Here is a 20,709-nt window from a genome sequence, read left to right on the forward strand (position 1 = left end):
AAGTTGTGCAAAAAGCCTAGTGTAAATTAATAGCATCATTAAGATACATACAAGATAAAATAGTAAAAATATAAGCTTGAAGTATTGCAACAAAAATTTCAAACCCAATTAGTATCATCATAAGAGGGATTGGCAGGAATTTCAAGTAAATCATTAATGAAACGGTAAAACCGGCTATTACTTTTAATAAAACATGTCCCGCCATCATATTAGCGGCAAGTCGCAATGATAAACTAACCGGTCTTGCTAAATATGTAAATAGTTCAATTACTATCATCAACGGTGCTAACCATAAAGGAGTACCGTGCGGTAAAAAAAGGGTTAAAAAACGTAAGCCGTGTTTTACAAAACCGACTATAGTTACCGTTAAAAATACTAGAATTGCCAAGGTAAAAGTAACGATAATATGACTAGTAGTAGTAAAGCTATAAGGTGTCATACCAAGTAAATTACAGAATAAAATGAAAATAAATAAACTAAAAACTAACGGAATAAATTTACGTCCTTTTACTCCTATATTCTGATTTAACATATCAGCTACAAGATTATAAACTATTTCAGCACTCACTTGTAATCTAGAAGGTACTAATTTCCGGTTATAAAAAGCTAAGTAAAAATAAGTTAGAGCTAAGATGCTAGCAAGTAACATATAGATACTCGAATTAGTAAAGCTGACGTCAAAACCGAACATTTTGATGTCTATTAATTTTTTGATATCAAATTGTGCTAAAGGGCTATGCGTCATTTCCTTACTTTTTATTATTTACTTTTTGCCTTATAATGTTAAAGCCGGCAATCATTCCTATTATTGTAAATATAATAAGAAATAAAGGTTTAGAATTAAAAAATTTATCCGTAAATATTCCAATTACGACACCTACCATTGTACCTGAAACTAAATCTACAGCGATAGTGAACGGGCTAATTTCTTGCCGAATTTTAGGATTAGAAAACTTAGGAGTTTTTAAGTCTTTAATTCTTGCTTTGATATCTTTTAGTTTTTCCGTATTCATTAGTTTATCTCCGTCATTGCGAGAAGACGCCATAGGCGTCGACGAAGCAATCTCAGGATATTTAACGAGATTGTCGCACAGTCTACGACTGCTCGCAATGACGATCTAAATTACAAGCTCATTTCATTTTTTGCTTTTTCTTTCTGCTCCTCTAAAGCTTTATCAACTGCTGTGGAAATAGTATCTATGCTATAACTTCCTGTTTGTACTCCGTTAACGAAGAAAGAAGGAGTACCTATAAATTGGGGTGCTTTTGCTACAAAATTGGTATTAGCAATTAGTATTTCAGTAATTTTATCATTATTTAAACATTGTTTATATTCTTCTGGAGAAATACCGCCAAGTTGTCCTATATCAGTTAATAATTCTCTGTATTTATTGCTATATGCCCACTTATCTTGTTGTATTAATATAATATTATGAAGTTGTGTAAAACTATTTGTATCCCCCTTGCAGCGGGCTAAAATTGCAGCATCTAAATCTTGTTTAGTAGCAATAAATTCACGAACCACATATGCAATTTTGTTAGTATCAATATATTTTTTCTTAAGTTCCGGAAAAATTGTTTGATGATAATAAGCACAATGCGGACAGGTAGGAGAAAAATACTCGACTACTATAACATTTGATTTTTTGTTACCGAGAACCATATCATTATCATCAACTTTAAAAGTGACTTTAACAGGTTTTATTGCAGGATTTTTTGGTTCTTGTTCTTGTGAAGCCGGCGTTGATACTTCATCAGTCTGATTATTATCATTAGCAGGAACTATTGATTCAGCCGTATTTTCAGAATTTACGGCTTCCTGATTCGTTTCTTTAGAAGTTTCGTTATTTTGTAGAGTTTCGTGCTCTATTATTTGTTTTTCCTCATGCTTCTTATCTTGTGCTTTTTCTTCTGAACAGCTACTCAAAAATAATAAAAATATTAGTACAATAAAAATACTTCGCATATTTATTCCTTTAACTTATTAATATTATCTACAATAAGATCGTATCAATTTTATTTCAATAAAAATCTCTACTTTATAATAAAAGCAAAATGTGCTATACTATAGAAAATAATGTCTAACATTAAGTTCTTAGGCATTAAAACCACTACGGAGGAATTAATAATGGCAAATACAACACAATCCGAACATAAAACCGAACAAAAATCCGAGTTTAAAATAGGGCAGAGAATTGTCTATCCTGCACATGGAGTTGGTGAAATAACAAATATAGAATATCATACTATTGCAGGTACTGAAATTAAAGTATATGTAATTTCCTTTTCGCAGGATAAAATGACATTAAAAGTGCCTGTTAGTAGAGCTGCGGTTGTTGGTCTTAGAGCAGTTGCAAGCAGAAAAGATTTAGATGTCATATATTCAACTCTTCAAGGTAAACCAAAACAAGGAAATAGAATGTGGAGTAGAAGAGCCCAAGAATATGAAGGCAAAATTAACTCAGGTAATATTGTAGCCATAGCCGAAGTATTACGGGACTTACATAAAAATGTTGATAATGATCGTTCTTACAGTGAAAGAACACTCTACGAATCAGCTTTAAATAGACTTGCAGGCGAGCTTGCTATCCTTGAAAACATCCACCCAACCGAAGCAATTAATAAGTTAGTTGAAGTATTGCGTGAAAAATTAGTAGCATAGTTATACTCGTTCAACTTGAAAAATTGGCTGTGTCGTCTTTGTAAGTCCTCGGATGCTCACGTATTTAAGTATACGCTCCACTCCTCGGCTTACAGGCTCCTTGCTCTTTTCCAAGTTGAGCTTCGTATAGCTACTCTTCATTTACTCAGATTATATTTTTATGGATTGGCTGTAGTCTTACGACTACTCGCAATAATGGAAAAGCTGATCCATGCAACAAAGCAGACTTGACCACGAACATTTTAATTACTCTACTAACAGATAATTCATCCGGAATTTCTCAAGGGATGTATTAACTACATAGTCAACAAATTCTTTTAATAATTTTGGATCTGTTACTTCCTGTCCTTTATCGTCACGAGCAGTTAAAAGTTTTGAATTAATTTTTTCAAGAACGCCTTTCTTAATATCATTAATATTATGCGTACCGTCTAACATTTCTAAAATATATTTTTCATGTATCGGTATACCTACCATATCGTTAAGTCTATTAGTGACGCTAAACACGCTAGTTACATTATTAAAATGTGCTTGTTTTGCTTGGTATCTTGCAAATTCGCTAGTTTTAGGTTTTTCGGTGATAGTTGCTATAGCATGAGGTTTGGTCTCAAATATTTTGAGATAACCTTGAAAAATGAATATGATAAAATGCTGTTCTAATGCTGCTAAGAAATCTTGTAATTGATATTTACCAAGCTTTTTAAAAGCTTCTTTTGCTACTTGTTCTAAGCTTATCGGATTGCTAATATTTTCAGCATATACATATAAAATAGCTTTCATGATCGGCGAAGTGGTTGAAATAAAAGGCTCAGGTAAATTTTCGTAATAGAAGCTGACATTTTCCTGTTCGTTAGTTAAATCAACAGCTTTTTCTAGAATTACCGGTCTAATATTAAGGCTAGTAAAAAACTCTTTTAAATTATTAAATTCAATTTTTCTGTTTATAGGTATGTTTTGATGACATAATAATGTCGAGCGGAACTTTCTATTAGTGATAAAATCCATATATTGCTCAGTACGAACAATATCATTAATGGCTTGTAGCTTTTCTGCTGCCTGAGTAGGTAAATTACCGATAAACATTGCAGTAAGCGATGTATCACCTAAGTAATTTAGATGATTTTTTTGAGCTTTTTCTATGAATTGGTGAAAGTATGTACCTGTATTAATTTCGCCTAAATATTCATGTAATACATATGAGTCCGTATATGCAGATAATAATTTTGTTTCATCTCGTAAGAAATTAGAATAAGGCGTTGTGGAGCTTTCTAATGAGTCATTGATGAACTTTAAAAGTAATCTAGCTTGCTGTAATTTATCGTGGCTAGTATTAAATAGCTCTGAATGGAACATAATCATTTCACGTATTGTTCCCTGCATATTCCAGCCCGGGAGCGTATTATAGCTTACAAAAGCTATGCCGTTCGGATTTAGCAGTTCATTACAGACTGCGAGTATTTTATCTTGTACTTCTTCAGGTACCCATGAATATACGCCGTGACAAACTATGTAATCAAACTTACCGTATGACTCATCAAGGTCCAATATAGATAATGCCTTTAGTTCGGCATTTTTTATTTTCAAATCACTGATAATTTTTTTACCTAATTCTATTTGTGTTTTGGATAAGTCAACACCTAGAGATTGTGATTTAGGATATGTTTCAGCAAAGTTAAGCAGATTAACACCGATTCCACAACCGAGTTCAAGTATTTTAGCAGTTTCAAGAGGTGGAGGGTTTAGCCCGAATAGCTTGCCGATAGTTCTTAAATAAGGTGGGGAGGTATAACTGAAAGTAAATGGAGAATAAGGTACTTCATCATAGGATATTTTATTAGCTTGTTTTGTCATAGTATTTACATAAATTAAAAATTAATTTTAAGCAGTTTTAAAAGATTAAGCAATATATTTATATACAAAAAACTTTAAATTTAACTAATGCTCATATAATATGTAAGTGAAGTGTTATTTTATGAAAAATAATAATAGTTATTTTGGTTTTTTAAGAGGTGCGATAAAAATCAAGAAGGATATTGTAAATTTTTCTTGTGAATCTGATTGGGATAGTGCTTTATTGTATGGATCAGAAAATACTCTTGATGTCATTCCCGCTTTTAGCGGGCGTTGTTACATGGTGCGAGAAAAGTGTTCAATGTCATTCCTGCGAAAGCAGGAATCCAGCATAAAGCGAGATAAATCGAGCTTTTAATTTCAAAAATTTGCTGTATTTAATACTTTTTTTCTGGATTCCTGCTTTCGCAAGAATGACATTATTACACAAACTATAACTTAATCAATTGTGCTTTAGTTGCAAAATTTTCTATTCCCTCTAGATTGGTAGTGGTAACCCATAGTTGCATGTTTAAACCGGTAAAAAATTCGATTAAATATTGACGTCTTTTGTCGTCTAAATGCACAAAGACCTCATCTAAAAGTAAAATCGGTGCTATTTTAGTTAGCTTTATAGCATAATTCATTTCAGCAAGGATTATTGCAATTAATATAGCTTTTTGTTCACCGGTAGAACAGAATTTGGCTAAGATATTTTTCTTTTGATGCTTTACTAAAAAGTCACTTTTATGAACTCCAAAACTAGTGCGACCAAGTAGTTTATCGTTGTTTCTTGTTTGATAAAGTTCTGCAGTAATAAAACTAACAATATTTTCTTCGCCGTTTAATATTTTTTGTTCAACAATGCCGTCAATCGATAAATCGGCTTTTGGAAATTCATTTTCAAGGTCATCTATTGCGTGCTGCATAAATTCTAAGGTTTTTAAGCGATTATTAGCAATATGGTTAGAAATATCAGCCATCTTTTCTTCAATAATTTTAAGCCAATTATCATCTCTTATATCTTCTACTAGAATTTTATTTCTCTCATGCATGTAATATTCGTATTTACTAACTAGCTCTGTATGCTTTGGATCAAAATTATAAACTATTCTATCAAGAAATTTTCTTCTATCACTGCTACTGCTTGTAAAGATTCCTTCCATGTGCGGAGTCAGCCATACCATGCTAGTGAATTTACTTAACTCATTATTGGCTATTTTACTTTCGTTATACTCAGTTATCCTTCTATTAGAACTACGTTTAAATTGGGTGGTAAATTCTGCAAGTCCTAGCTTACTTTGCAATAGAGCTTTAACTAGACAATGATCTTCTGAAGTTTTGCATATATCGGCAAGTTTTGCTGATCTCAGCCCTCTTCCTGGATAAAATAGCGATATAGCTTCTAAAATATTAGTTTTACCGCTACCGTTTTCACCTATTAAAATTATTGGTGTATTATCTGTTTTTAGTTCAAGATTTTTAAAATTACGATAATTCTCAAGACTTAAGGAATGTAGGAAGATATTTTTCATTTTATGAGAGAATAATAGTTAAATTATTGATACGTTGCATTTATACCGTCTGAGCTTAAATTATTAATTAAATTTGCACATTCTTGTGTATACACCATTGATCAACTTTACTATGAACAATATTGTAAAGTTCTGTAATCTGAAATTCCATAAAATTTTTGTAACCCTTGAATTTTAGAGTCAAATACTTTAGGAGTCTGACGCTCATAAGCATAAAGTGCTCCAAGACCTATAGAAAAAGATTTCTCTGTTAATTTCAAATAACCTTGAACAAGTTTTTGAGTTGAGTCTAATTTAGGTTCTGAAGTGAGTTGGTTTTCTTAAATATCCAAGTCCTTCAGCAAAACGTTTCCATAGTTCCGGGTGATTTTCTTCACCTTGTTCTTCTTCTATAAGATTACCAAGTAATATTTGTCTAGCTTGTATATCACTACATTTGGAATGTATTGCACTTATATAACGTGGGAAAGCTGTAACGTGATGATAATATTCTTTTGCGTAAATTTGTAAAGTAGAATGAGTAAGTTTTCCCATATTCTACATAATTGATAAAATGGATGATTTAAAAGGTTATATTGCTCAAGATTTTTATATTAAGCTGTTCTAAAAATTGCATCTTACCTCCTTTTAGAGGTTATCAGTAAATAAATTTTAATTACTAATTAAAATTTATTTACTGATAACCTCTTAGTAATTTTATAAATCTGATAATTGTTTGTTTTATCTATTATTACAGAATGCCATTCTGCTAAAAGATTAAGAGGTAAAAAAGTATCTCCATCATAATTTTTATTTATTTTTGTAGGTAAAAATTCATCAATAAGATTTTGCTCTAGGAAAAGAGTCGCTATTTCTGCCCCTCCAACCATAAAAATTTTCTTATCAGTAAAAGGTTTTATTACCTAAAGTCATCTAAAGATTTAATAAAAAATATATTATTATAAGATTGTAATGGTGGTGTATTTCTTGAAAAAACAATACAAATACAATTTTTTAAAATCTTTGCAGGTATAGAGTGAAAGGTTTTTCGTCCCATGACTTATAATATTATTTTTTACCGTCTGATAAAAATATTCAAACTCCTTAGTATATAAGATCAATGCATTTAACTATACATATTTAATCATATGGTCTGCTACAAAAAATCTTTGATGCTCTATAAACATTATGCACTCGTACATAATCAACTACGTTTTCCATTAAATATTTTGATATTGCTATTGTTTCTAAGTCTCTTTCCGGTGCTTTGGAATTATAAAAAGCAGAAATATAAGATTTTCGTGAGTGTCCTACCAATATCTCACATCCTAGAATTTATATATATTACAACATATTTTTTTAAATTCTTTAATATGTTGTAATATATATAAATTTTGATAAACGGATTTTCCAAAACCAATTCCAGGATCAAGAATGATATTTTTTTATCAAATTCACATTTTTCTAATTTTGTTATTTTTTGCTCTGTCCATATATTTAAGCTAGCAAGCGGAGATTTATCGAAATCAAGACATTTTTGTTTTTGCGGTGGAATGGTTAATGAATGCATAGTAATAATTTTACAATTATAATCGGCAATTAATCGTAGTGTAATAATCATCTAGATTATTTTTAACCAAGTTGATACAGGAAATAGGGTATTTTTTTTAAACACGTTTAATTACTTCAGGAGTAAAACTATCAATACTGACTATAACTTCCTTAAGCTCTTCAAGAATATTATCAAGCCTTGCATATTCTTTATCTTCATTAATAATTAAAGCAGAAGGACGTGTTGATTGTGATCCAAGTTCAATTATTGTAGCCCCTTCATTTATCAAGCATACAAAATTTCTAACGGCATCTTCTTTATGAAAACTCAATCCTCCATCAGAAAAAGAATCAGGAGTAATGTTTAAAATACCGACAAATTGAGGATTTAAAACAAGAGAGCGTATAACTCCTTGATTTTCAATTAAATGTGCTATTTCTGCAAAAGTTTTATTGTTGTAAAATTATTGATCGGACATGAATAACGACATTCCAAAGCTTAAACCTGCAATTAGATGAATAAGAAACGGTCTGTTTAATAATTCAGGATGCGGTATCTTTAAATCAGGTAAATCTATATGGCAATTATTCCAAAGTAGGATATCTAAGTCAATAACTCTTGGAAACCATTTATCGTAAAAGCTTGCTCGCCCTAGTTGTTTTCAATCTTTTTAAACTCAATTAGAAGTTTACTAGGCGTTAAAGTACTTTTGCCCTGCACCACCATATTTAAATATGATTTATCCCAAGCTTTATCTGCATTAGGTGGTAAAATCACAACTTTTGAGTAAATTTAGAGCTTTTTTAATATTTACAAGTCTATTACCTAAATTACTGCCTATAGAAATATAAATCATAGTGTCTCCTTTCCTGAATAAGAAAAAGAAACTCCGCCATGCACTCCTGAAACCGGTGATTTTAATTTAGTAACGGTTACGTTTAGAAAAATCTTTTCTAATTTAGATTCGATAAAATTTTGATAAATAATATCATATATTTGTACGGCTAAATACTCGATAAGATTAAAGTGATTTTCTTGAGAAAGTTTTTGTACTAGCCGTACGATTTCTGCATAACAAACAGTATCGTTTATATTATCCGTTACAGTAGCAAGGGGAGGAATTGAGAGAAAGAGTTTTATGTTAATTTTTACAGGTTGAGCGTGGTGTTTTTCTTGAGTACTGCAGCCAAGATGTACCCAAGTTATTAGTTCCGAAATATTAAGTTTACATGCATAATTTAAGTTGAAAGCTTGATACCTATCCATAATCTTAATGTTAGTTTAGTATAAGCTCTTTATAAAAAGATACAGTAGTTAAATTGATATACCGCCACTTTTTTTAAAGCCGGCATGAGCTTTTTCAAGTTTTTTAATAAGTCTAGGTGAATATGATTTAATGTCTTTTGCCTTGCCGCCTTCATATTTTTGAGCGAGTTTCATGCCCCCTCTGATCATATTATAGGCGAAGTTCATTAGCTTCGTTTCGCCTGCTATTCTTTTTGGGTTCATAAACATATAAATTTGGTAAACGGCAAAGCTTTTTAATAAACGTTTTAAGTCTATTCTAGCTTGTTTGGTTAAACCTTGTAATTTGTCTTTTGGGTTTGCAAGGTTTTTATTAGCATCTCTAACTATTTTAGAATGCTGATGCATTAAATAATTACTGACTTCGGCAACATTCTTGTTAATGAGCTTCTCATCCATTTTAAGCATTTTAAGCTTTAAGTTTTTAGTTTTACCTAAATACTTACGGATTAATAAGATAATCCGACTTTGCAGTTGAGTTAAATCCATAGTTTGTTCATTTAAGATAGCAAGCATTCGTTCCATCTCATACTCAAATTCTTCATTTTGGCTTAATTCTTCAAAAATTTCCTCTACCTCTTTACTTTCAAGTACAAGATTGTCACTAATACCCATTAATGCATCTTTTATTTGATCAGCAATTTTTTTGGTATCTTTGGAAAATTGATTATTTGTCATAATCTAATTCATCGTTAAATATAGCTATTTTTATACTAGCACCACATTTCTGCTTGTCTATAAAAATTGTATTAAGAGATATTAAATTTTTCTCATTGAGGGATACTCTGAGGAATTATAACAAGCACCTAACATATTGCTAGAATCTTCATTATTATCATAATAATGATGGTCAAATGAAGAATTAAGGTTTACATCATCAAACTTAAGTAAAGGTTCTTTAAAGTATGAATCATGTGACCAGCTTGTCGTAATATTCGTATAATCAGTTTCTAGTTTTTCTTCTTTAAATTTTTCTGCTAAATTTTTATATTTTTCAGTTTTTTGTATAAGTTTAAGTTGACTACACGGTGAAGAAATTATTGATGTTAACTCTTTAGACAAATCATATAATATTCCATAAGGTTTAGAGGTCTTCCTTGTTCTTCTATGAGAGCTTTCGTATTAAGACAAAATACTTTTAGTGAATCTTGCAGACTTTTTTCTGATATATCTAGATTATATTGGTTATAAAAATCACCTTGGCTTGAATATAATTCAATTATTTCTGATGCTAATTTAGCTATATCTTGCGGATTCTTTTGCTGTATTTTCTTTTTTAGTTCTGATTCTTTGAGATGTAATAATTTATTAAAAGCTTCTTTTGCATAAGATATATGAGTAGTATTTTTAAAATATTCTAAAGCTTTTACATAATTTCCGCTCTTAAATTCAATCTTCCCAAGTTTTATATTTGCCTCTTCAGAACCAAGGTTAGCAGCGTTTTCATACAATCCTATTGAGTCTTTAGATAGTTTTGTTGAGCCATTAGGTGTACAGATTTGTGCTTGTTGACAATAAATTTCTGCTAACTGATGTTTTTATATAAGTTTTCGTTTTTATAACAATTTTTATAACAATCATTAATAGATTTATGAGTTTCTTTTAGTAATTTTTCTAATAAATTATAAATAGGTAGCGCTTGATCAGGTAATACAGGCTGATGTAAAAGCTTATCATATATTACTTTATCGAGATTTTGAGATATTTCTGTAATAGATTTAGAGGCGGTAATATACCTCCAAAGAGATTTAGCTTCTTGTTTGCTGACTGAGTCTATTAGTTTTTCTAAATTACTAATGCTATTATTTATAGTTATACCTAATATATTATTAAAATTCTTAAAGCTCTTTGTTAAAAATAATTTAATATTATCTAAATTTTCAACATCAGTGCTAGAATTGTTAATATGCTGTAAAAAGTTTTTTAAGTATATATATTATTGATTGCTTTTAAGTCTAAAACATCGTTATTTTTGATATCTTCATAAAATTTTTCAATAGTTTCATTTAATTTTTTATAAAATGAATCTTTATCTTTGCATATTGTATGCTTAAATGATTCTAATAACTTTTCTTTTATATTATATGCCCCGAGGTTACTAAATAAATCGTTAAACCATTTTGCAGAATTAAGTGTAACCAAATTTTCTTTTTCGGAAAATTTGATGTTAGATAAATATTTAAGGTAATTTAGAAGATTCTCTAATTTATTTTCTGATTTCGGTGTTTCTAAAAGCTGATTTAATTTTTTAACGGTTTCTAAGAAATTTCCTATAGTTTTGGCATTGTCTTCTAACTGTTTATAATAATTTACTATATCTATTAATTGTTTCAATTTGTCTGTTTTAGGCAAAACATCTTCAAAACTTAAATTATTTTCTATATTTTGTTCCCATTTTTTTCTATATATGTTTTAAGCTCATTGATACTAATTGGTACTTCTTTATTAATTACATTTATAGAATTTAAAATATATGTTAAATTTTCGCCGTCGATTGTTATTTTATTATATTCATCTAGAATGATATAATTATCATCTCTAATATTTAATAGATTTGTATAGTCTTTTGCTTGCTCGCTAGCTTGAGGTAATAAATAGAATCTTTTATTTTATTAATGATACTCTTGTGTTCATCGCTAAAATTACCGAGTTTTATAATGTCATCAATAATTTTAGATATACGAGTATGATTATTGCTTGCTTGGGCTATCGGTCACTACTATAGATAAATTACCTTCATTTATATCAATATATCTCAATAATTTAGTAAATTGTTCAAATATACCGACAAGTTTTTCTAGATTGGCTTTGACAAGGGAAGAGTTAGAGTTTTTGGTTTCAATATTTTTTATTGCTAATATAAATTTAGTAGGAGTCGTACTTAGAGAATTTTTTGTAGGAAAAATTTGTCAATAGTAAATTCAGAGGATGAATTAGCAGCATCCAAATAAGAACTGTTATATGTTAAATATTTTTCGTTTTTTATATAAAAACTATCTAAAGTATTTGAACTTGCTGTTAGACTTTTTTTTGAGAAGTCCCAATCTCCATACTCATTACTTTCTAATATTAATTCACCGTCTTTAAGAAAATTAGCTATGAGATTTAAATCTTCTTGCTCTTGCCCTAATATAATTATAGCTTTATTACTCCTATCAATAATAGATTCATATTTCTCACTATTTTTATTAATTAAGTCGATAAAATTTTTATCTTTTAACATATCGGATATAAAATTTTCCATTTCTGCTTCCTTTATTTCTTCTTTTTTCAACATCATTATATCCCTCATATTTTCTGCTTTATTGTGTTCAATATTATTTGTTATTTCAAACGAATTTTGATTTAGGAGTGTTTGTATCGGTTGAGTTGCATTGTTGTTGTCATTTAGTATTTGAAATAAATGGTCTTCAGAAATAGTACTATCTACTATTTTCGTATGTTCTTGTTTTTTAAATTTATCATTTAAACGTTTTACATAAGCGGTATAATTGTACATAATTAATCCGTTTCTTAGTTGTTGTTTTATTTAATAATCTTAACTTTAAGATTAACTCAAAAAATTTCAATTTAGTTAATAAATAAATTAATTTTAACTAAAAATATCACAATTTAGATATTACGATATTTAATATAGTGAAAGATGATTTTTATTTCATATATTATAAGAATAAGTTTTATTATAAATAAATATTGATAATTACTTAGGTTATGAGAAATAATAAAAACCAAATGTATATTATAAAAATTTTTATAGCTCTAGCTATGATTACGAGCATAATATTTTTATTGTATTCTTCATTAACTCCGTCCAAGCTTAAGATTGGTGCGAAAACTAGTAATATGGACGATTCGCCTAAAATTAAGTTTACTCTTATAGATCAAGAAGGAAAGAAATTTGATAGTACCCATTTGCAAGGTCATTTAAGTTTGATTTATTTTGGTACTACCTATTCCTTATATGACAATCAAGTACTAAAAAGAGTAGAAGATATTATTAAGATTTTGAAGAAAGAGAATATTTTAGTACAAGTAGTTTTTATTACTCTAGATTCTGAGCATGATACAAGTGAGGTATTAAAAAAATATTTAGAAAAAATAGATGATAATTTTATAGGTTTAACGGGGAGAGTCCAAGATATTGAACAATTGGCAGATCAATTTAAGGTCTTCTTCTATACATCCAAAATATTTGATGTAAAAACAAACAAATATGAATTACAACATTCTAATTTTGTGTATTTAATTAGCAGTCAGGGAAAATTTTTAAAGCATTATTACTTAGGCTTACCGAAAAATGGTTAACAGATAATCTCTAAGCATTTCCTATTTGTGATGAGAAATGTATTTCATCAATGCCTAAGTGTTTTAATGCATTATGCCATTTACTTTCAGGATTATCGGCAAAAATAAATTCTTTATTACAATCCATAACCAGCCATAGGTTTTTCTCTAATTCTTCTTCAAGCTGCCCTGGTTTCCATGCTGTATAACCGACAATGAATAAGCTATTTTTAGGTCCTTTACCGAAAGCTATATCTTCTGAAATTTCTAAATTAGAGCTTACTGCTAAATCATTATGGAAATCCAATAATAAATTTTTATTATAATCGCTAGAATGAAGAAAAAACCCTTTTTCATGTTCTATGGGTCCGCCAAGATATATAGGAACCATAACCGGGGTTGTTATTTTGTCATTTTTTATTTTAAAAAACGATTTTAAATCTATATGATTTACTAAGCGGTTAAATATTAATCCTATTGCTCCTTCTTCCGTGTGTGATAACATATAAATTAAGGATTTATGGTAAATGCCTTTTGTAATTACATGCGGTGTAGCAACTAGTGTTTTACCGGATAAGTTATGAAAAATTTTATCGCCCATAAATAAAACTTTTTAATTATATAATATATAAGCTTTAAATCCAATTATTCAATAGAAGTTAACAATAATGATCACATTTTTTGATATTACTATTTTTGCTATTATTACTCTTTTCTCATTTTTCGGCTTATATCAAGGCATAATCGGGTTTGCAACTAGAATACTCGGTTTTATTACTTCTATAATGTTAGGATATTTTTTATATCCATATATTTCTGACCTAATCGGGAAATATATGGATAATGAGGTTATAAGAATAATTATTGTCGGTGTTATATCTTATGTTATTGCTTTAATTTTATGTGTTTTTATAGTTTATAAATTTCTTGCTATAATTTCATTTATGAGAAACGGTTTTATTGACAGATTTTTAGGGCTATTAGCAGGATTTGCCGTAGGTACTACTATCTCGTTAGTACTATTTTTTATAACAATGATCTTTACTTCTGAAAACTATTTTAAAAGTAAATCTTTAAAAGATTTTGTAGTAAGTAGCAAACAGAGCAAATATGGAGGAGTACTGAAAGTTTCCGTTACCACTGATTATTTAGATGAATTAAGTAAAAATATTATAGTTATAATTCCAAACGAGACTTTAAAATCTATTGAAATATTTGAAAATAAAGACCTAAATAATTTCAAACACTCTCTTAAGAAATCGAATGATTCTAACGATGATGAGGATGTATTTTCTCAAGAATTACAAGATGAGCTTTCTAATATAGATGATGAATAGGATGTTATTTTGACGTCATTGCAAGGAAATCACGCCATCGTAAATAATTAATAAATATTAACTAATAGTAAACTTATTAATTAATTATTGTGTGTCGTAAATAAATAGTTTATAATGACCGATAAGTTAAGTGGTAAAATCATTAAAAGCAATAAGTTATAGGGGAAATTATGACTAATAAGAAAAAAACTTTTTTTAATAAACTTTTACTAGCAACCAGTAAGTAGTATCGGGCTACTTGCAAGCATAGAAGGCTTCGCAGCGGATATTATTCCGGCGGGAAATCCATCTTCTAATATAGGTACAGGTACGATGAATGATTGGAGATATAATCACAACCATTATCTTCCGCAAGATAATGACAATATTATTATCATAGAAAATAACCATAGGGTTAATTTTACCCAAAAGATTAATATTAATGATATTAATATTTATGGTTTTAATGGGGTATTTACTGTTATTGAAGGCAATCCAACTACAAGAGTTAGTATTAACAATATAACTAACGTTGAAAATCCGCAAACTCAAAGGGTAGTTCAAAATGCTTTAGGAGCACCTCTTGCATATGGAGCCAATAATAATGCAAAAGCAAAGTTAAAGCTTACAAGCGGTAATGGAACAGGTTCTGAGCTAACCATTACCGGTAATGATATTAGTGCCGTTGAGTCTATTGAGCTTGTATTTAAAGAAAAAGTTGATATGAAACATCGCAACGGTGGTGTAATAAATACAGGGAATTTAGACTTTATAAGTTTTGGGAAGGTAAGGGTTAATTTGTAGCACAGCTGGACTTAACAAATGCACAAAGAGAAGACAAGTTGCAGTACTGCAGCGAGATGGACAAGCTAGACAAAGAGAAAGATGTTACCGGTAATATTACTACTACTAAAACTATGAGAGGAGAGGTAACTTTCGTAAAGACTCCTGATATTTATGAAATCGGCTCACAAACCAAACAAGTTTCTAAAGTGACGTTTGAAGGTAATCATGAACACAAATTGCATAATGATATTCATTCTAGACAAACTAATTTTGATTCGGGGACTTATAATATTCGCACGCAGGACATTACAATTAACGGTAATGCTAACATTAACGGTTCGACATTCGATCTTAGACGTAACGTAATTCTTACCGGCGATGTAGTACTTGAAGGCAATATTACTATAAATGCTTTAGGAGAAAGCGGTATAGTTTTTCAAAATCTCCCTACGGCATTCGGTACAAATATTGTGATTAATATTAATAGGGCTCACACGGCGAATGATGTAGAGCCGCCCTATCAATTTTGAGGATGAGTAATATGGATATACTTATACTGCAGCTACCGGAACCGTTGCTTTACTGCAAGGATTACAAGTACAACAAGTAGGAGTGCAAGCAGCGGCACAACCGGCACATGCTCAAGCAAGAGCGGAAACAGCGATAGTAGGAAACGTAATAGTAGCAAGAGAAACAGTAGATACGTTAGGACAGAGATAAGCACGACTACAGCAAGATATGGTAGCGGCTCCGGTGAGGGTTCAGCAACAAGTAGACAGAGAAAACTTAAGGTTAAGGCAAGCACAGAATGCGACTAGCACGAATACAAGCCGAGAATCCGCAACAATTAGCAGATGCACAACAACGATTAAATGCTGCACGTGCAGGAGCCGTATAGGGGAACAAAATCCGAGCACAGCAAGCTTTATTTGATATTCGTAACGCTCCGTAGATACAATAACCAATTGATAATATAGATCTAGAATTGGTTCAAGCTAGACAAGATCAAGTTGATGCAGAGACACAAGCTAACCTAGCCGGTTTAGTAGTACCGGCAGATGCACAAGCACAGCAACAAGCACAAGCTCAGCGTTAACGAAAGAGCTGAACAGCAAAAGACTGCAAGCTCAGCAACAGCAAGAAGAAAGAAGAAATGAAAATGAAAGATTAGCACAACAAGAGGCTAACGAAAGAGCAGTGGTTGAAAAAAATAATAGAAGAATAGAAGCGCAAAGACTGCAAGCGGAGTTAGCAACGTCAAGCTAACGAAATAAGAGTAGCAGAGGAATATGTTAAAAAACTGAGTCGCAAAAATTAGCTGAGGCAATCAATAATACTATCGTTGTCCATATGGAAAATACTTTTGTAGCGGAAGCACAAAAAGAAGTGATTAGAGAAAAATCTGCACTTGTTATGCAAAATCCTGAAAAACACGCTGTAGAGCTTGCTAAGTAATTAGTAAATAATAAAGCTGAGCTTAAAGAAGTAGCTAATGATGATACTGTTGTAGTGAGTAAAACAAAACAAGAACAATCCTTATTATTCGTAGCAAACTTAGCTCAAGTTGCACCTGATAATACAAAAAAAGTAGTAGAGCATTTAACCGAGCAAGGAACAAGATCGGTTAGTGTAGCAAATGTTACAGCTAAAGCAGTAACTACTAATATTAATAATCACTTATCAGGTGGTACTATGATAGCCGTTGCAGCAGGTGATGAAGCAAACCCTATAATTACTAAAAAAGGATTATGGGTTGCCGGTACTTTCGGTTCAAGTAATCAAGATGTATATAAAGGTAATCCTAGCTATAAAGGTACGCGGTATCCGGCGGGGCACGATCGGCGGTGAGCTTTACATCGGGGAAAATAGTCTTGTCGGTATCGCATATAGCCGTATGAACTCTGACTTTAAGTTTAAAGGTTCAAGCACTGGTGACAAATTATCGGCAGAAAGCGATATTATTGCTCTATACGGTCAACCACAATTTAGTAATGGCCTTATATTACAAGAAATATTTTCAGCAAGTAACAGTAAAATCAACAAAAAGGACTTAAGATCGGTCGGACTTAATAGCTATAAAATGGCTAGCAGTAAATATACAAGCAAAGCTTATGGTTTTGAGGGTAATGTCGGTTATCAATTCTCTGCCATGGACGGTATAAATTTAATGCCTAATATCGGTATCATATAAAGATAATGGTACAGGTGTGAATAATATGTATGTCGCTGGTAAGTCCGGTAACTTAACTAAAGGGATTGCAGGCATAAAATTAACCGCTCCTAAGAGATTATCAAACGATACTCAAATAGTACCGGGACTACATGCTTCCGTAGAAAATAGCTTTAGCAATAAGCAACCTAAGGTGAAAGTTAGATTTATTTGGGCAGATAATTACTTTGAGAACACTACAAGTAGCAGCACACCGAAAGTCGGCTATAATGTAGGTGCAAGTTTACTTACCGCTCATAAGAATATTGAGCTACTTGCAACGTATAACTGTAATTTACGCAGCAATACCTCATCGCCTTGTGAATTCCTTGCTCTTTTTGAAGTTAATCTTCGTCTACCATTCTTCATTTCACATCAGTATACTCATAATTCCCTAACCGGTTTTAGTACTAACTTTTTGTTACTAAAGATATTGATTTTAGAAAAGAAATTACTTTTTGGCTTTTTAAAATCACGTTGATAATTTTCACCGGTGACAGCATTATAGCTAGTAATTAAAGAAGGTATAACCTCGTTATAATATATTTTATAAAGGTCATGCATAGTTTCTTTGGTAGTTAAATATCCCCATTTTACGGCTTGTTGCGGTACTCTTGCTAAGGCTTCAATGCAGGCTATCGCTTCTTCAATTTCAGGGTTTTTATTTTTATACACGTCAGCTGCCGGTGATAAATTAGCTTGCATATCTTTAAACATAGCATAAATCATTAATGCCATATATTCATCGGTTTTAAATTTTCTTACAAATATTAGATTATTCCTACTGCTATAATTTAAAAGCCGAAATTTATATATAAAAATCATGAATTTTATAGCATAAACTTTTAAGCCGCTAACTTTATTTGCATTATAAAATTTAAGTTTCGTTTCATAATCTAATTGCTTTTGCATACCTGCTTTAAGGAGCTTACTCAGCAAATTATGACAATGTATTATGTCATTTTTTCTAGCAATTCGTACTTTATCGGTAGCTTTAGTACCGGAAAAATTAGCCGAATGGCGAGTTATTTGCCTGCCTTTATCATCTCTTTTTATATCGGCAAAATGCCCAAGCTCTTGGGCTGCGATAATCTGAAGTCTTGCTGCCGCAGCAAAGCCGTTGCCGTAAGTCGGATGATCTTTATTGTTTTCAGCAAAAGGATTACCGCCGCATGAAACAAAAATAGCTACGTCCTTGCCGTTAGTGCTTTGCATACCGCTATTACCGCCTACTCGTTGCCAGCTAACCATATCCATCATATCGCCGATATTATGTGAGTAGGTAAGAAATACTTCCGTCTTATTAAGAAGAAGCCACCTTATTACGATCGGATGAGCCGACTGAACAAAAATACGTGCTAGCATTTCGGTTACTTCTTTCTTAACCGGCTGTAGCTTTTGTATTTGCTTTTTTAAATTATCGAAAATTGATTTTATTTTTTGATCTGAAGCGGAATTTCTGTATAAATTTTGAAAAAGCTTGGTAGTTTCAGGGATTAAATGCGGGCTTGTTAGCTCTTCTTGACTAACCATTAAGCTTATATTAAGAGCAGGTTCGGTAAACCTTGCAAAATTGCAGCAATCATCGGTATCTATCCGTAATTTACCGGACTTAATTAATTGCATAGCCAAATGCTCATACTCTATTTCCATGTCCTGCTTATAAATAGCAGGAACACGGTCAAGAATGTGATATATGCTAGTCATTTTAAAAATTTAGTGGTTATTTTCTACATTACCTGTTGGTAGTACATCATCATTTTCGTCTATATTTAAAGGTATGAGCTCTAAGTTAAATACAAGCTCAGGCTCATTAGTAGGGTACGTGCTTCGGTTTAGGTTCTTCTTCAAATATGAGGTTTACAACAACATCTACCTTAGGGAATACTGTATCAAAGCAATCTTTAAAAAATTTATCTGACGATTTTAACTTTATTGCATCTAATGCTTTTTGTCTACCATCTTCATTTTTAATACATATTTTAATTGCCTCTCTCCTAAAAAATAAATGAGGATAATCATCAAAAATTTTTGTAATTAGCTCCGGCTGTTGCTCGCTAAAATATTCGAGACATACCTTATTACCATATCTAAATATTTTATATGTTAAGAATAAGACAAAACAACCTTGTTTTTCTTCAGTAAATTTATCAGCAAAATATTTTTGATTAAGAAAATCTTCAACTCTTCTTCTGATGCCGGTTGAAGAAATCGCTATTTTTTTCAAAAATGGCTTTGAGCAATCAACCGAAAAGCAAGATATCTTTATACTTCGCAGCTGTCCGCTTTTTGCTTTCTCAGTGATTATTTCAGATTCAGGTACTTGCTTTTCCATTTGCCATAAATCGTATTCTACATTGCCGGGAGTAGTTTTCGTTATATCATCCCATGATGATGTGCTTAATCCTTCTTTTGTAGTAGTTAAAATTTGAGTTAACAACGATTTAGAACTCTTTAATATATCCTCTGCATGATGGATACATATAACTAATCAAAGAAATAGCATCTTGAAACGCTAATTTTTCCATAGGATTACTATTCATTTCTTTGGTATTATTGGTATCATAACGAAAAAATTTATTTTGCATTGGCAATTTAGTCGTAAAGAAATTACTGAAATCTGTCTCATTATTTTTTTTGATTTCTATACTCCTTAAATTAGCAAAAAGTAAAGCTAATCTCTGTAGATCTTGTCCTACAGGTATGGTTATATCAGATTGTTTATTAATCATTTTACAAAATTTAGTAAGTACATCTACTAGCTTTTTTTCTTCCTTAGAGTTAAACATATTATCACCGGCATCATGTGCAGAACTGCTATTAGAGCAGTGGCAATAGAATTTAAAAAACCGGACGCTGCTATGTCGCCAAGATAACAAACCCATTTTATAAGAGAAGAGGCACTCACACGTTCCAAATGCCCATGCATCAGGGAACTACTAGGCCGCTACTTATACAGCACTAGCAGCAATACATACATTGTGTAAAGCCATACTATTATAATATTCTTCTAATTTAGGGTTAATGACTTTCAATTCTTTAATTTGGTTGTTTATATCTGCAGTATACCTAACATTTGCAGATTGTAACATTTTTTTATGTCTGCAATTGCTTGCGCATGTCGAGCTATATCGTGGTCATGTTTAGCTATTATGCTTATTAATGCATTTAATGTTTGACTCACTTCTATTATATCATGCGAATCTTTATTATTAAACGATAATTGACTACTATCTCTCGATAACATCGGT

At 30.9% G+C, this 20,709-nt stretch carries 25 protein-coding genes and 7 pseudogenes; 7 read left to right on the forward strand and 25 right to left on the reverse strand.

Annotation, left to right across the window (positions count from 1 at the left end; translation table 11 throughout):
• Positions 1-16: 16 nt before the first annotated feature.
• The 3 genes from RMA_RS00180 to RMA_RS00190 form a co-directional block, all read right to left on the reverse strand.
• Positions 17-745 carry a F0F1 ATP synthase subunit A gene (locus tag RMA_RS00180; RefSeq protein ID WP_014365152.1) on the reverse strand — a complete coding sequence of 243 codons (729 nt, stop codon included), beginning with the start codon at positions 743-745 and terminating at the stop codon, positions 17-19.
• Positions 746-749: 4 nt separating this feature from the next.
• Entirely contained in the window at positions 750-1,013 is a 264-nt protein-coding gene (locus tag RMA_RS00185) for an AtpZ/AtpI family protein (RefSeq protein WP_014365153.1), read from the reverse strand.
• Between the two features lie 110 nt (positions 1,014-1,123).
• Entirely contained in the window at positions 1,124-1,966 is an 843-nt protein-coding gene (locus RMA_RS00190; RefSeq protein ID WP_041404455.1) for a DsbA family protein, read from the reverse strand.
• Positions 1,967-2,128: 162 nt separating this feature from the next.
• Between RMA_RS00190 and RMA_RS00195 the strand changes: the two genes are divergently transcribed.
• On the forward strand, positions 2,129-2,662 hold the full coding sequence (locus RMA_RS00195; RefSeq protein ID WP_008581156.1) for a CarD family transcriptional regulator: 534 nt from the start codon (positions 2,129-2,131) through the stop codon (positions 2,660-2,662).
• 10 nt (positions 2,663-2,672) lie between these two features.
• Here the strand turns inward: RMA_RS00195 and RMA_RS11850 are convergent.
• A pseudogene (locus RMA_RS11850) lies at positions 2,673-2,803 on the reverse strand (palindromic element RPE5 domain-containing protein).
• Between the two features lie 105 nt (positions 2,804-2,908).
• A complete protein-coding gene (locus RMA_RS00200) occupies positions 2,909-4,513 on the reverse strand; it encodes a methyltransferase regulatory domain-containing protein (RefSeq protein WP_041404456.1) in 1,605 nt (534 codons plus the stop codon).
• Positions 4,514-4,634: 121 nt separating this feature from the next.
• On the opposite strand from RMA_RS00200, the gene RMA_RS07770 reads away from it, so the two are divergent.
• The gene (locus RMA_RS07770; protein ID WP_148194395.1) at positions 4,635-4,871 is read left to right on the forward strand and encodes a hypothetical protein; all 237 of its coding nucleotides are present in this window, start codon (positions 4,635-4,637) and stop codon (positions 4,869-4,871) included.
• A gap of 73 nt (positions 4,872-4,944) precedes the next feature.
• On the opposite strand, the gene recF is transcribed toward RMA_RS07770, so the two are convergent.
• From recF to RMA_RS09690, 14 genes and pseudogenes are all read right to left on the reverse strand, one after another.
• Entirely contained in the window at positions 4,945-6,027 is a 1,083-nt protein-coding gene (gene recF / locus RMA_RS00205; RefSeq protein WP_012152351.1) for a DNA replication/repair protein RecF, read from the reverse strand.
• A gap of 23 nt (positions 6,028-6,050) precedes the next feature.
• A pseudogene (locus RMA_RS07775) lies at positions 6,051-6,287 on the reverse strand (pyrroloquinoline quinone biosynthesis protein PqqC).
• Positions 6,288-6,321: 34 nt separating this feature from the next.
• Positions 6,322-6,561: an iron-containing redox enzyme family protein gene (locus RMA_RS07780; RefSeq protein WP_081427843.1), complete on the reverse strand. Its 240-nt coding sequence runs from the start codon at positions 6,559-6,561 to the stop codon at positions 6,322-6,324.
• Positions 6,562-6,689: 128 nt separating this feature from the next.
• A pseudogene (locus RMA_RS10370) lies at positions 6,690-7,118 on the reverse strand (dihydrofolate reductase); the annotation flags it as partial.
• 28 nt (positions 7,119-7,146) lie between these two features.
• Entirely contained in the window at positions 7,147-7,323 is a 177-nt protein-coding gene (locus RMA_RS09090; RefSeq protein WP_274377916.1) for a hypothetical protein, read from the reverse strand.
• 11 nt (positions 7,324-7,334) lie between these two features.
• Entirely contained in the window at positions 7,335-7,445 is a 111-nt protein-coding gene (locus RMA_RS11605) for a dihydropteroate synthase (protein WP_337998666.1), read from the reverse strand.
• A 228-nt stretch (positions 7,446-7,673) separates the two neighbouring features.
• The gene (locus tag RMA_RS10375) at positions 7,674-7,889 is read right to left on the reverse strand and encodes a dihydropteroate synthase (protein WP_041404457.1); all 216 of its coding nucleotides are present in this window, start codon (positions 7,887-7,889) and stop codon (positions 7,674-7,676) included.
• A gap of 132 nt (positions 7,890-8,021) precedes the next feature.
• Positions 8,022-8,171: a hypothetical protein gene (locus RMA_RS10380; RefSeq protein ID WP_337998667.1), complete on the reverse strand. Its 150-nt coding sequence runs from the start codon at positions 8,169-8,171 to the stop codon at positions 8,022-8,024.
• 239 nt (positions 8,172-8,410) lie between these two features.
• Positions 8,411-8,824 carry a dihydroneopterin aldolase gene (locus RMA_RS00235; protein WP_041404458.1) on the reverse strand — a complete coding sequence of 138 codons (414 nt, stop codon included), beginning with the start codon at positions 8,822-8,824 and terminating at the stop codon, positions 8,411-8,413.
• A 48-nt stretch (positions 8,825-8,872) separates the two neighbouring features.
• Positions 8,873-9,541, reverse strand: a complete 669-nt coding sequence (locus tag RMA_RS00240; protein WP_041404459.1) for a DUF5394 family protein — start codon at positions 9,539-9,541, stop codon at positions 8,873-8,875.
• 81 nt (positions 9,542-9,622) lie between these two features.
• A complete protein-coding gene (locus tag RMA_RS00245) occupies positions 9,623-9,925 on the reverse strand; it encodes a hypothetical protein (protein ID WP_041404460.1) in 303 nt (100 codons plus the stop codon).
• Complete coding sequence (locus RMA_RS10385) at positions 9,910-10,314, reverse strand: hypothetical protein (RefSeq protein WP_238375490.1); 405 nt, start codon at positions 10,312-10,314, stop codon at positions 9,910-9,912. The genes RMA_RS00245 and RMA_RS10385 overlap by 16 nt, the downstream gene beginning before the upstream one ends.
• A gap of 643 nt (positions 10,315-10,957) precedes the next feature.
• Positions 10,958-11,215 (reverse strand): annotated as a pseudogene (locus tag RMA_RS12175) (hypothetical protein); the annotation flags it as partial.
• A gap of 529 nt (positions 11,216-11,744) precedes the next feature.
• Entirely contained in the window at positions 11,745-12,362 is a 618-nt protein-coding gene (locus RMA_RS09690; RefSeq protein WP_238375492.1) for a hypothetical protein, read from the reverse strand.
• A 212-nt stretch (positions 12,363-12,574) separates the two neighbouring features.
• Here RMA_RS09690 and RMA_RS00265 point away from each other — a divergent pair, with 212 nt between their 5' ends.
• Entirely contained in the window at positions 12,575-13,168 is a 594-nt protein-coding gene (locus tag RMA_RS00265; protein ID WP_012152353.1) for an SCO family protein, read from the forward strand.
• A 10-nt stretch (positions 13,169-13,178) separates the two neighbouring features.
• Here the strand turns inward: RMA_RS00265 and RMA_RS00270 are convergent, their stop codons facing one another.
• Positions 13,179-13,748, reverse strand: coding sequence for a YqgE/AlgH family protein (locus tag RMA_RS00270; RefSeq protein ID WP_012152354.1), 570 nt, complete (start codon positions 13,746-13,748; stop codon positions 13,179-13,181).
• Between the two features lie 67 nt (positions 13,749-13,815).
• Between RMA_RS00270 and RMA_RS00275 the strand changes: the two genes are divergently transcribed.
• From RMA_RS00275 to RMA_RS10400, 4 genes and pseudogenes are all read left to right on the forward strand, one after another.
• Positions 13,816-14,484, forward strand: a complete 669-nt coding sequence (locus RMA_RS00275) for a CvpA family protein (RefSeq protein WP_014408071.1) — start codon at positions 13,816-13,818, stop codon at positions 14,482-14,484.
• Between the two features lie 375 nt (positions 14,485-14,859).
• Positions 14,860-15,859 (forward strand): annotated as a pseudogene (locus RMA_RS07805) (hypothetical protein).
• 899 nt (positions 15,860-16,758) lie between these two features.
• A complete protein-coding gene (locus tag RMA_RS10395) occupies positions 16,759-17,097 on the forward strand; it encodes a hypothetical protein (protein ID WP_238375493.1) in 339 nt (112 codons plus the stop codon).
• Positions 17,033-17,795: pseudogene (locus RMA_RS10400) on the forward strand (autotransporter outer membrane beta-barrel domain-containing protein); the annotation flags it as partial. The gene RMA_RS10395 and the pseudogene RMA_RS10400, both read left to right, overlap by 65 nt.
• 47 nt (positions 17,796-17,842) lie before the next feature.
• Here the strand turns inward: RMA_RS10400 and RMA_RS00300 are convergent.
• The 5 genes and pseudogenes from RMA_RS00300 to RMA_RS07815 all read right to left on the reverse strand — a co-directional run bounded on the left by RMA_RS00300 (position 17,843) and on the right by RMA_RS07815 (position 20,705).
• The gene (locus RMA_RS00300) at positions 17,843-19,165 is read right to left on the reverse strand and encodes a DUF2748 family protein (protein WP_014365140.1); all 1,323 of its coding nucleotides are present in this window, start codon (positions 19,163-19,165) and stop codon (positions 17,843-17,845) included.
• Between the two features lie 9 nt (positions 19,166-19,174).
• Positions 19,175-19,705 (reverse strand): annotated as a pseudogene (locus RMA_RS07505) (hypothetical protein).
• A gap of 197 nt (positions 19,706-19,902) precedes the next feature.
• Positions 19,903-20,247 (reverse strand): hypothetical protein, encoded by a 345-nt coding sequence (locus RMA_RS00315; RefSeq protein ID WP_238375494.1) that lies wholly within the window; start codon positions 20,245-20,247, stop codon positions 19,903-19,905.
• A 162-nt stretch (positions 20,248-20,409) separates the two neighbouring features.
• Positions 20,410-20,550 carry a hypothetical protein gene (locus RMA_RS09695; RefSeq protein WP_187145917.1) on the reverse strand — a complete coding sequence of 47 codons (141 nt, stop codon included), beginning with the start codon at positions 20,548-20,550 and terminating at the stop codon, positions 20,410-20,412.
• Positions 20,511-20,705 (reverse strand): hypothetical protein, encoded by a 195-nt coding sequence (locus RMA_RS07815; protein WP_081427845.1) that lies wholly within the window; start codon positions 20,703-20,705, stop codon positions 20,511-20,513. The genes RMA_RS09695 and RMA_RS07815 overlap by 40 nt, the downstream gene beginning before the upstream one ends.
• Between the last annotated feature and the right edge of the window lie 4 nt (positions 20,706-20,709).

Source organism: Rickettsia massiliae MTU5, from assembly GCF_000016625.1.
In the GTDB taxonomy this organism is placed as follows: domain Bacteria; phylum Pseudomonadota; class Alphaproteobacteria; order Rickettsiales; family Rickettsiaceae; genus Rickettsia; species Rickettsia rickettsii.

Excerpts from the sequence above, each read along its gene's own strand:
- RMA_RS09695 (WP_187145917.1), bottom strand. The coding sequence starts at position 20,550 with ATGTTACAATCTGCAAATGTTAGGTATACTGCAGATATAAACAACCAA.
- recF (WP_012152351.1), bottom strand. The coding sequence starts at position 6,027 with ATGAAAAATATCTTCCTACATTCCTTAAGTCTTGAGAATTATCGTAAT.
- RMA_RS07770 (WP_148194395.1), top strand. The coding sequence starts at position 4,635 with ATGAAAAATAATAATAGTTATTTTGGTTTTTTAAGAGGTGCGATAAAA.
- RMA_RS00270 (WP_012152354.1), bottom strand. The coding sequence starts at position 13,748 with ATGGGCGATAAAATTTTTCATAACTTATCCGGTAAAACACTAGTTGCT.
- RMA_RS00235 (WP_041404458.1), bottom strand. The coding sequence starts at position 8,824 with ATGGATAGGTATCAAGCTTTCAACTTAAATTATGCATGTAAACTTAAT.
- RMA_RS09690 (WP_238375492.1), bottom strand. The coding sequence starts at position 12,362 with ATGTACAATTATACCGCTTATGTAAAACGTTTAAATGATAAATTTAAA.
- RMA_RS00185 (WP_014365153.1), bottom strand. The coding sequence starts at position 1,013 with ATGAATACGGAAAAACTAAAAGATATCAAAGCAAGAATTAAAGACTTA.
- RMA_RS00195 (WP_008581156.1), top strand. The coding sequence starts at position 2,129 with ATGGCAAATACAACACAATCCGAACATAAAACCGAACAAAAATCCGAG.
- RMA_RS00275 (WP_014408071.1), top strand. The coding sequence starts at position 13,816 with ATGATCACATTTTTTGATATTACTATTTTTGCTATTATTACTCTTTTC.
- RMA_RS00315 (WP_238375494.1), bottom strand. The coding sequence starts at position 20,247 with ATGTTTAACTCTAAGGAAGAAAAAAAGCTAGTAGATGTACTTACTAAA.
- RMA_RS00200 (WP_041404456.1), bottom strand. The coding sequence starts at position 4,513 with ATGACAAAACAAGCTAATAAAATATCCTATGATGAAGTACCTTATTCT.
- RMA_RS00300 (WP_014365140.1), bottom strand. The coding sequence starts at position 19,165 with ATGACTAGCATATATCACATTCTTGACCGTGTTCCTGCTATTTATAAG.
- RMA_RS00180 (WP_014365152.1), bottom strand. The coding sequence starts at position 745 with ATGACGCATAGCCCTTTAGCACAATTTGATATCAAAAAATTAATAGAC.
- RMA_RS07815 (WP_081427845.1), bottom strand. The coding sequence starts at position 20,705 with ATGTTATCGAGAGATAGTAGTCAATTATCGTTTAATAATAAAGATTCG.
- RMA_RS07780 (WP_081427843.1), bottom strand. The coding sequence starts at position 6,561 with ATGGGAAAACTTACTCATTCTACTTTACAAATTTACGCAAAAGAATAT.
- RMA_RS00265 (WP_012152353.1), top strand. The coding sequence starts at position 12,575 with ATGAGAAATAATAAAAACCAAATGTATATTATAAAAATTTTTATAGCT.
- RMA_RS00190 (WP_041404455.1), bottom strand. The coding sequence starts at position 1,966 with ATGCGAAGTATTTTTATTGTACTAATATTTTTATTATTTTTGAGTAGC.
- RMA_RS00240 (WP_041404459.1), bottom strand. The coding sequence starts at position 9,541 with ATGACAAATAATCAATTTTCCAAAGATACCAAAAAAATTGCTGATCAA.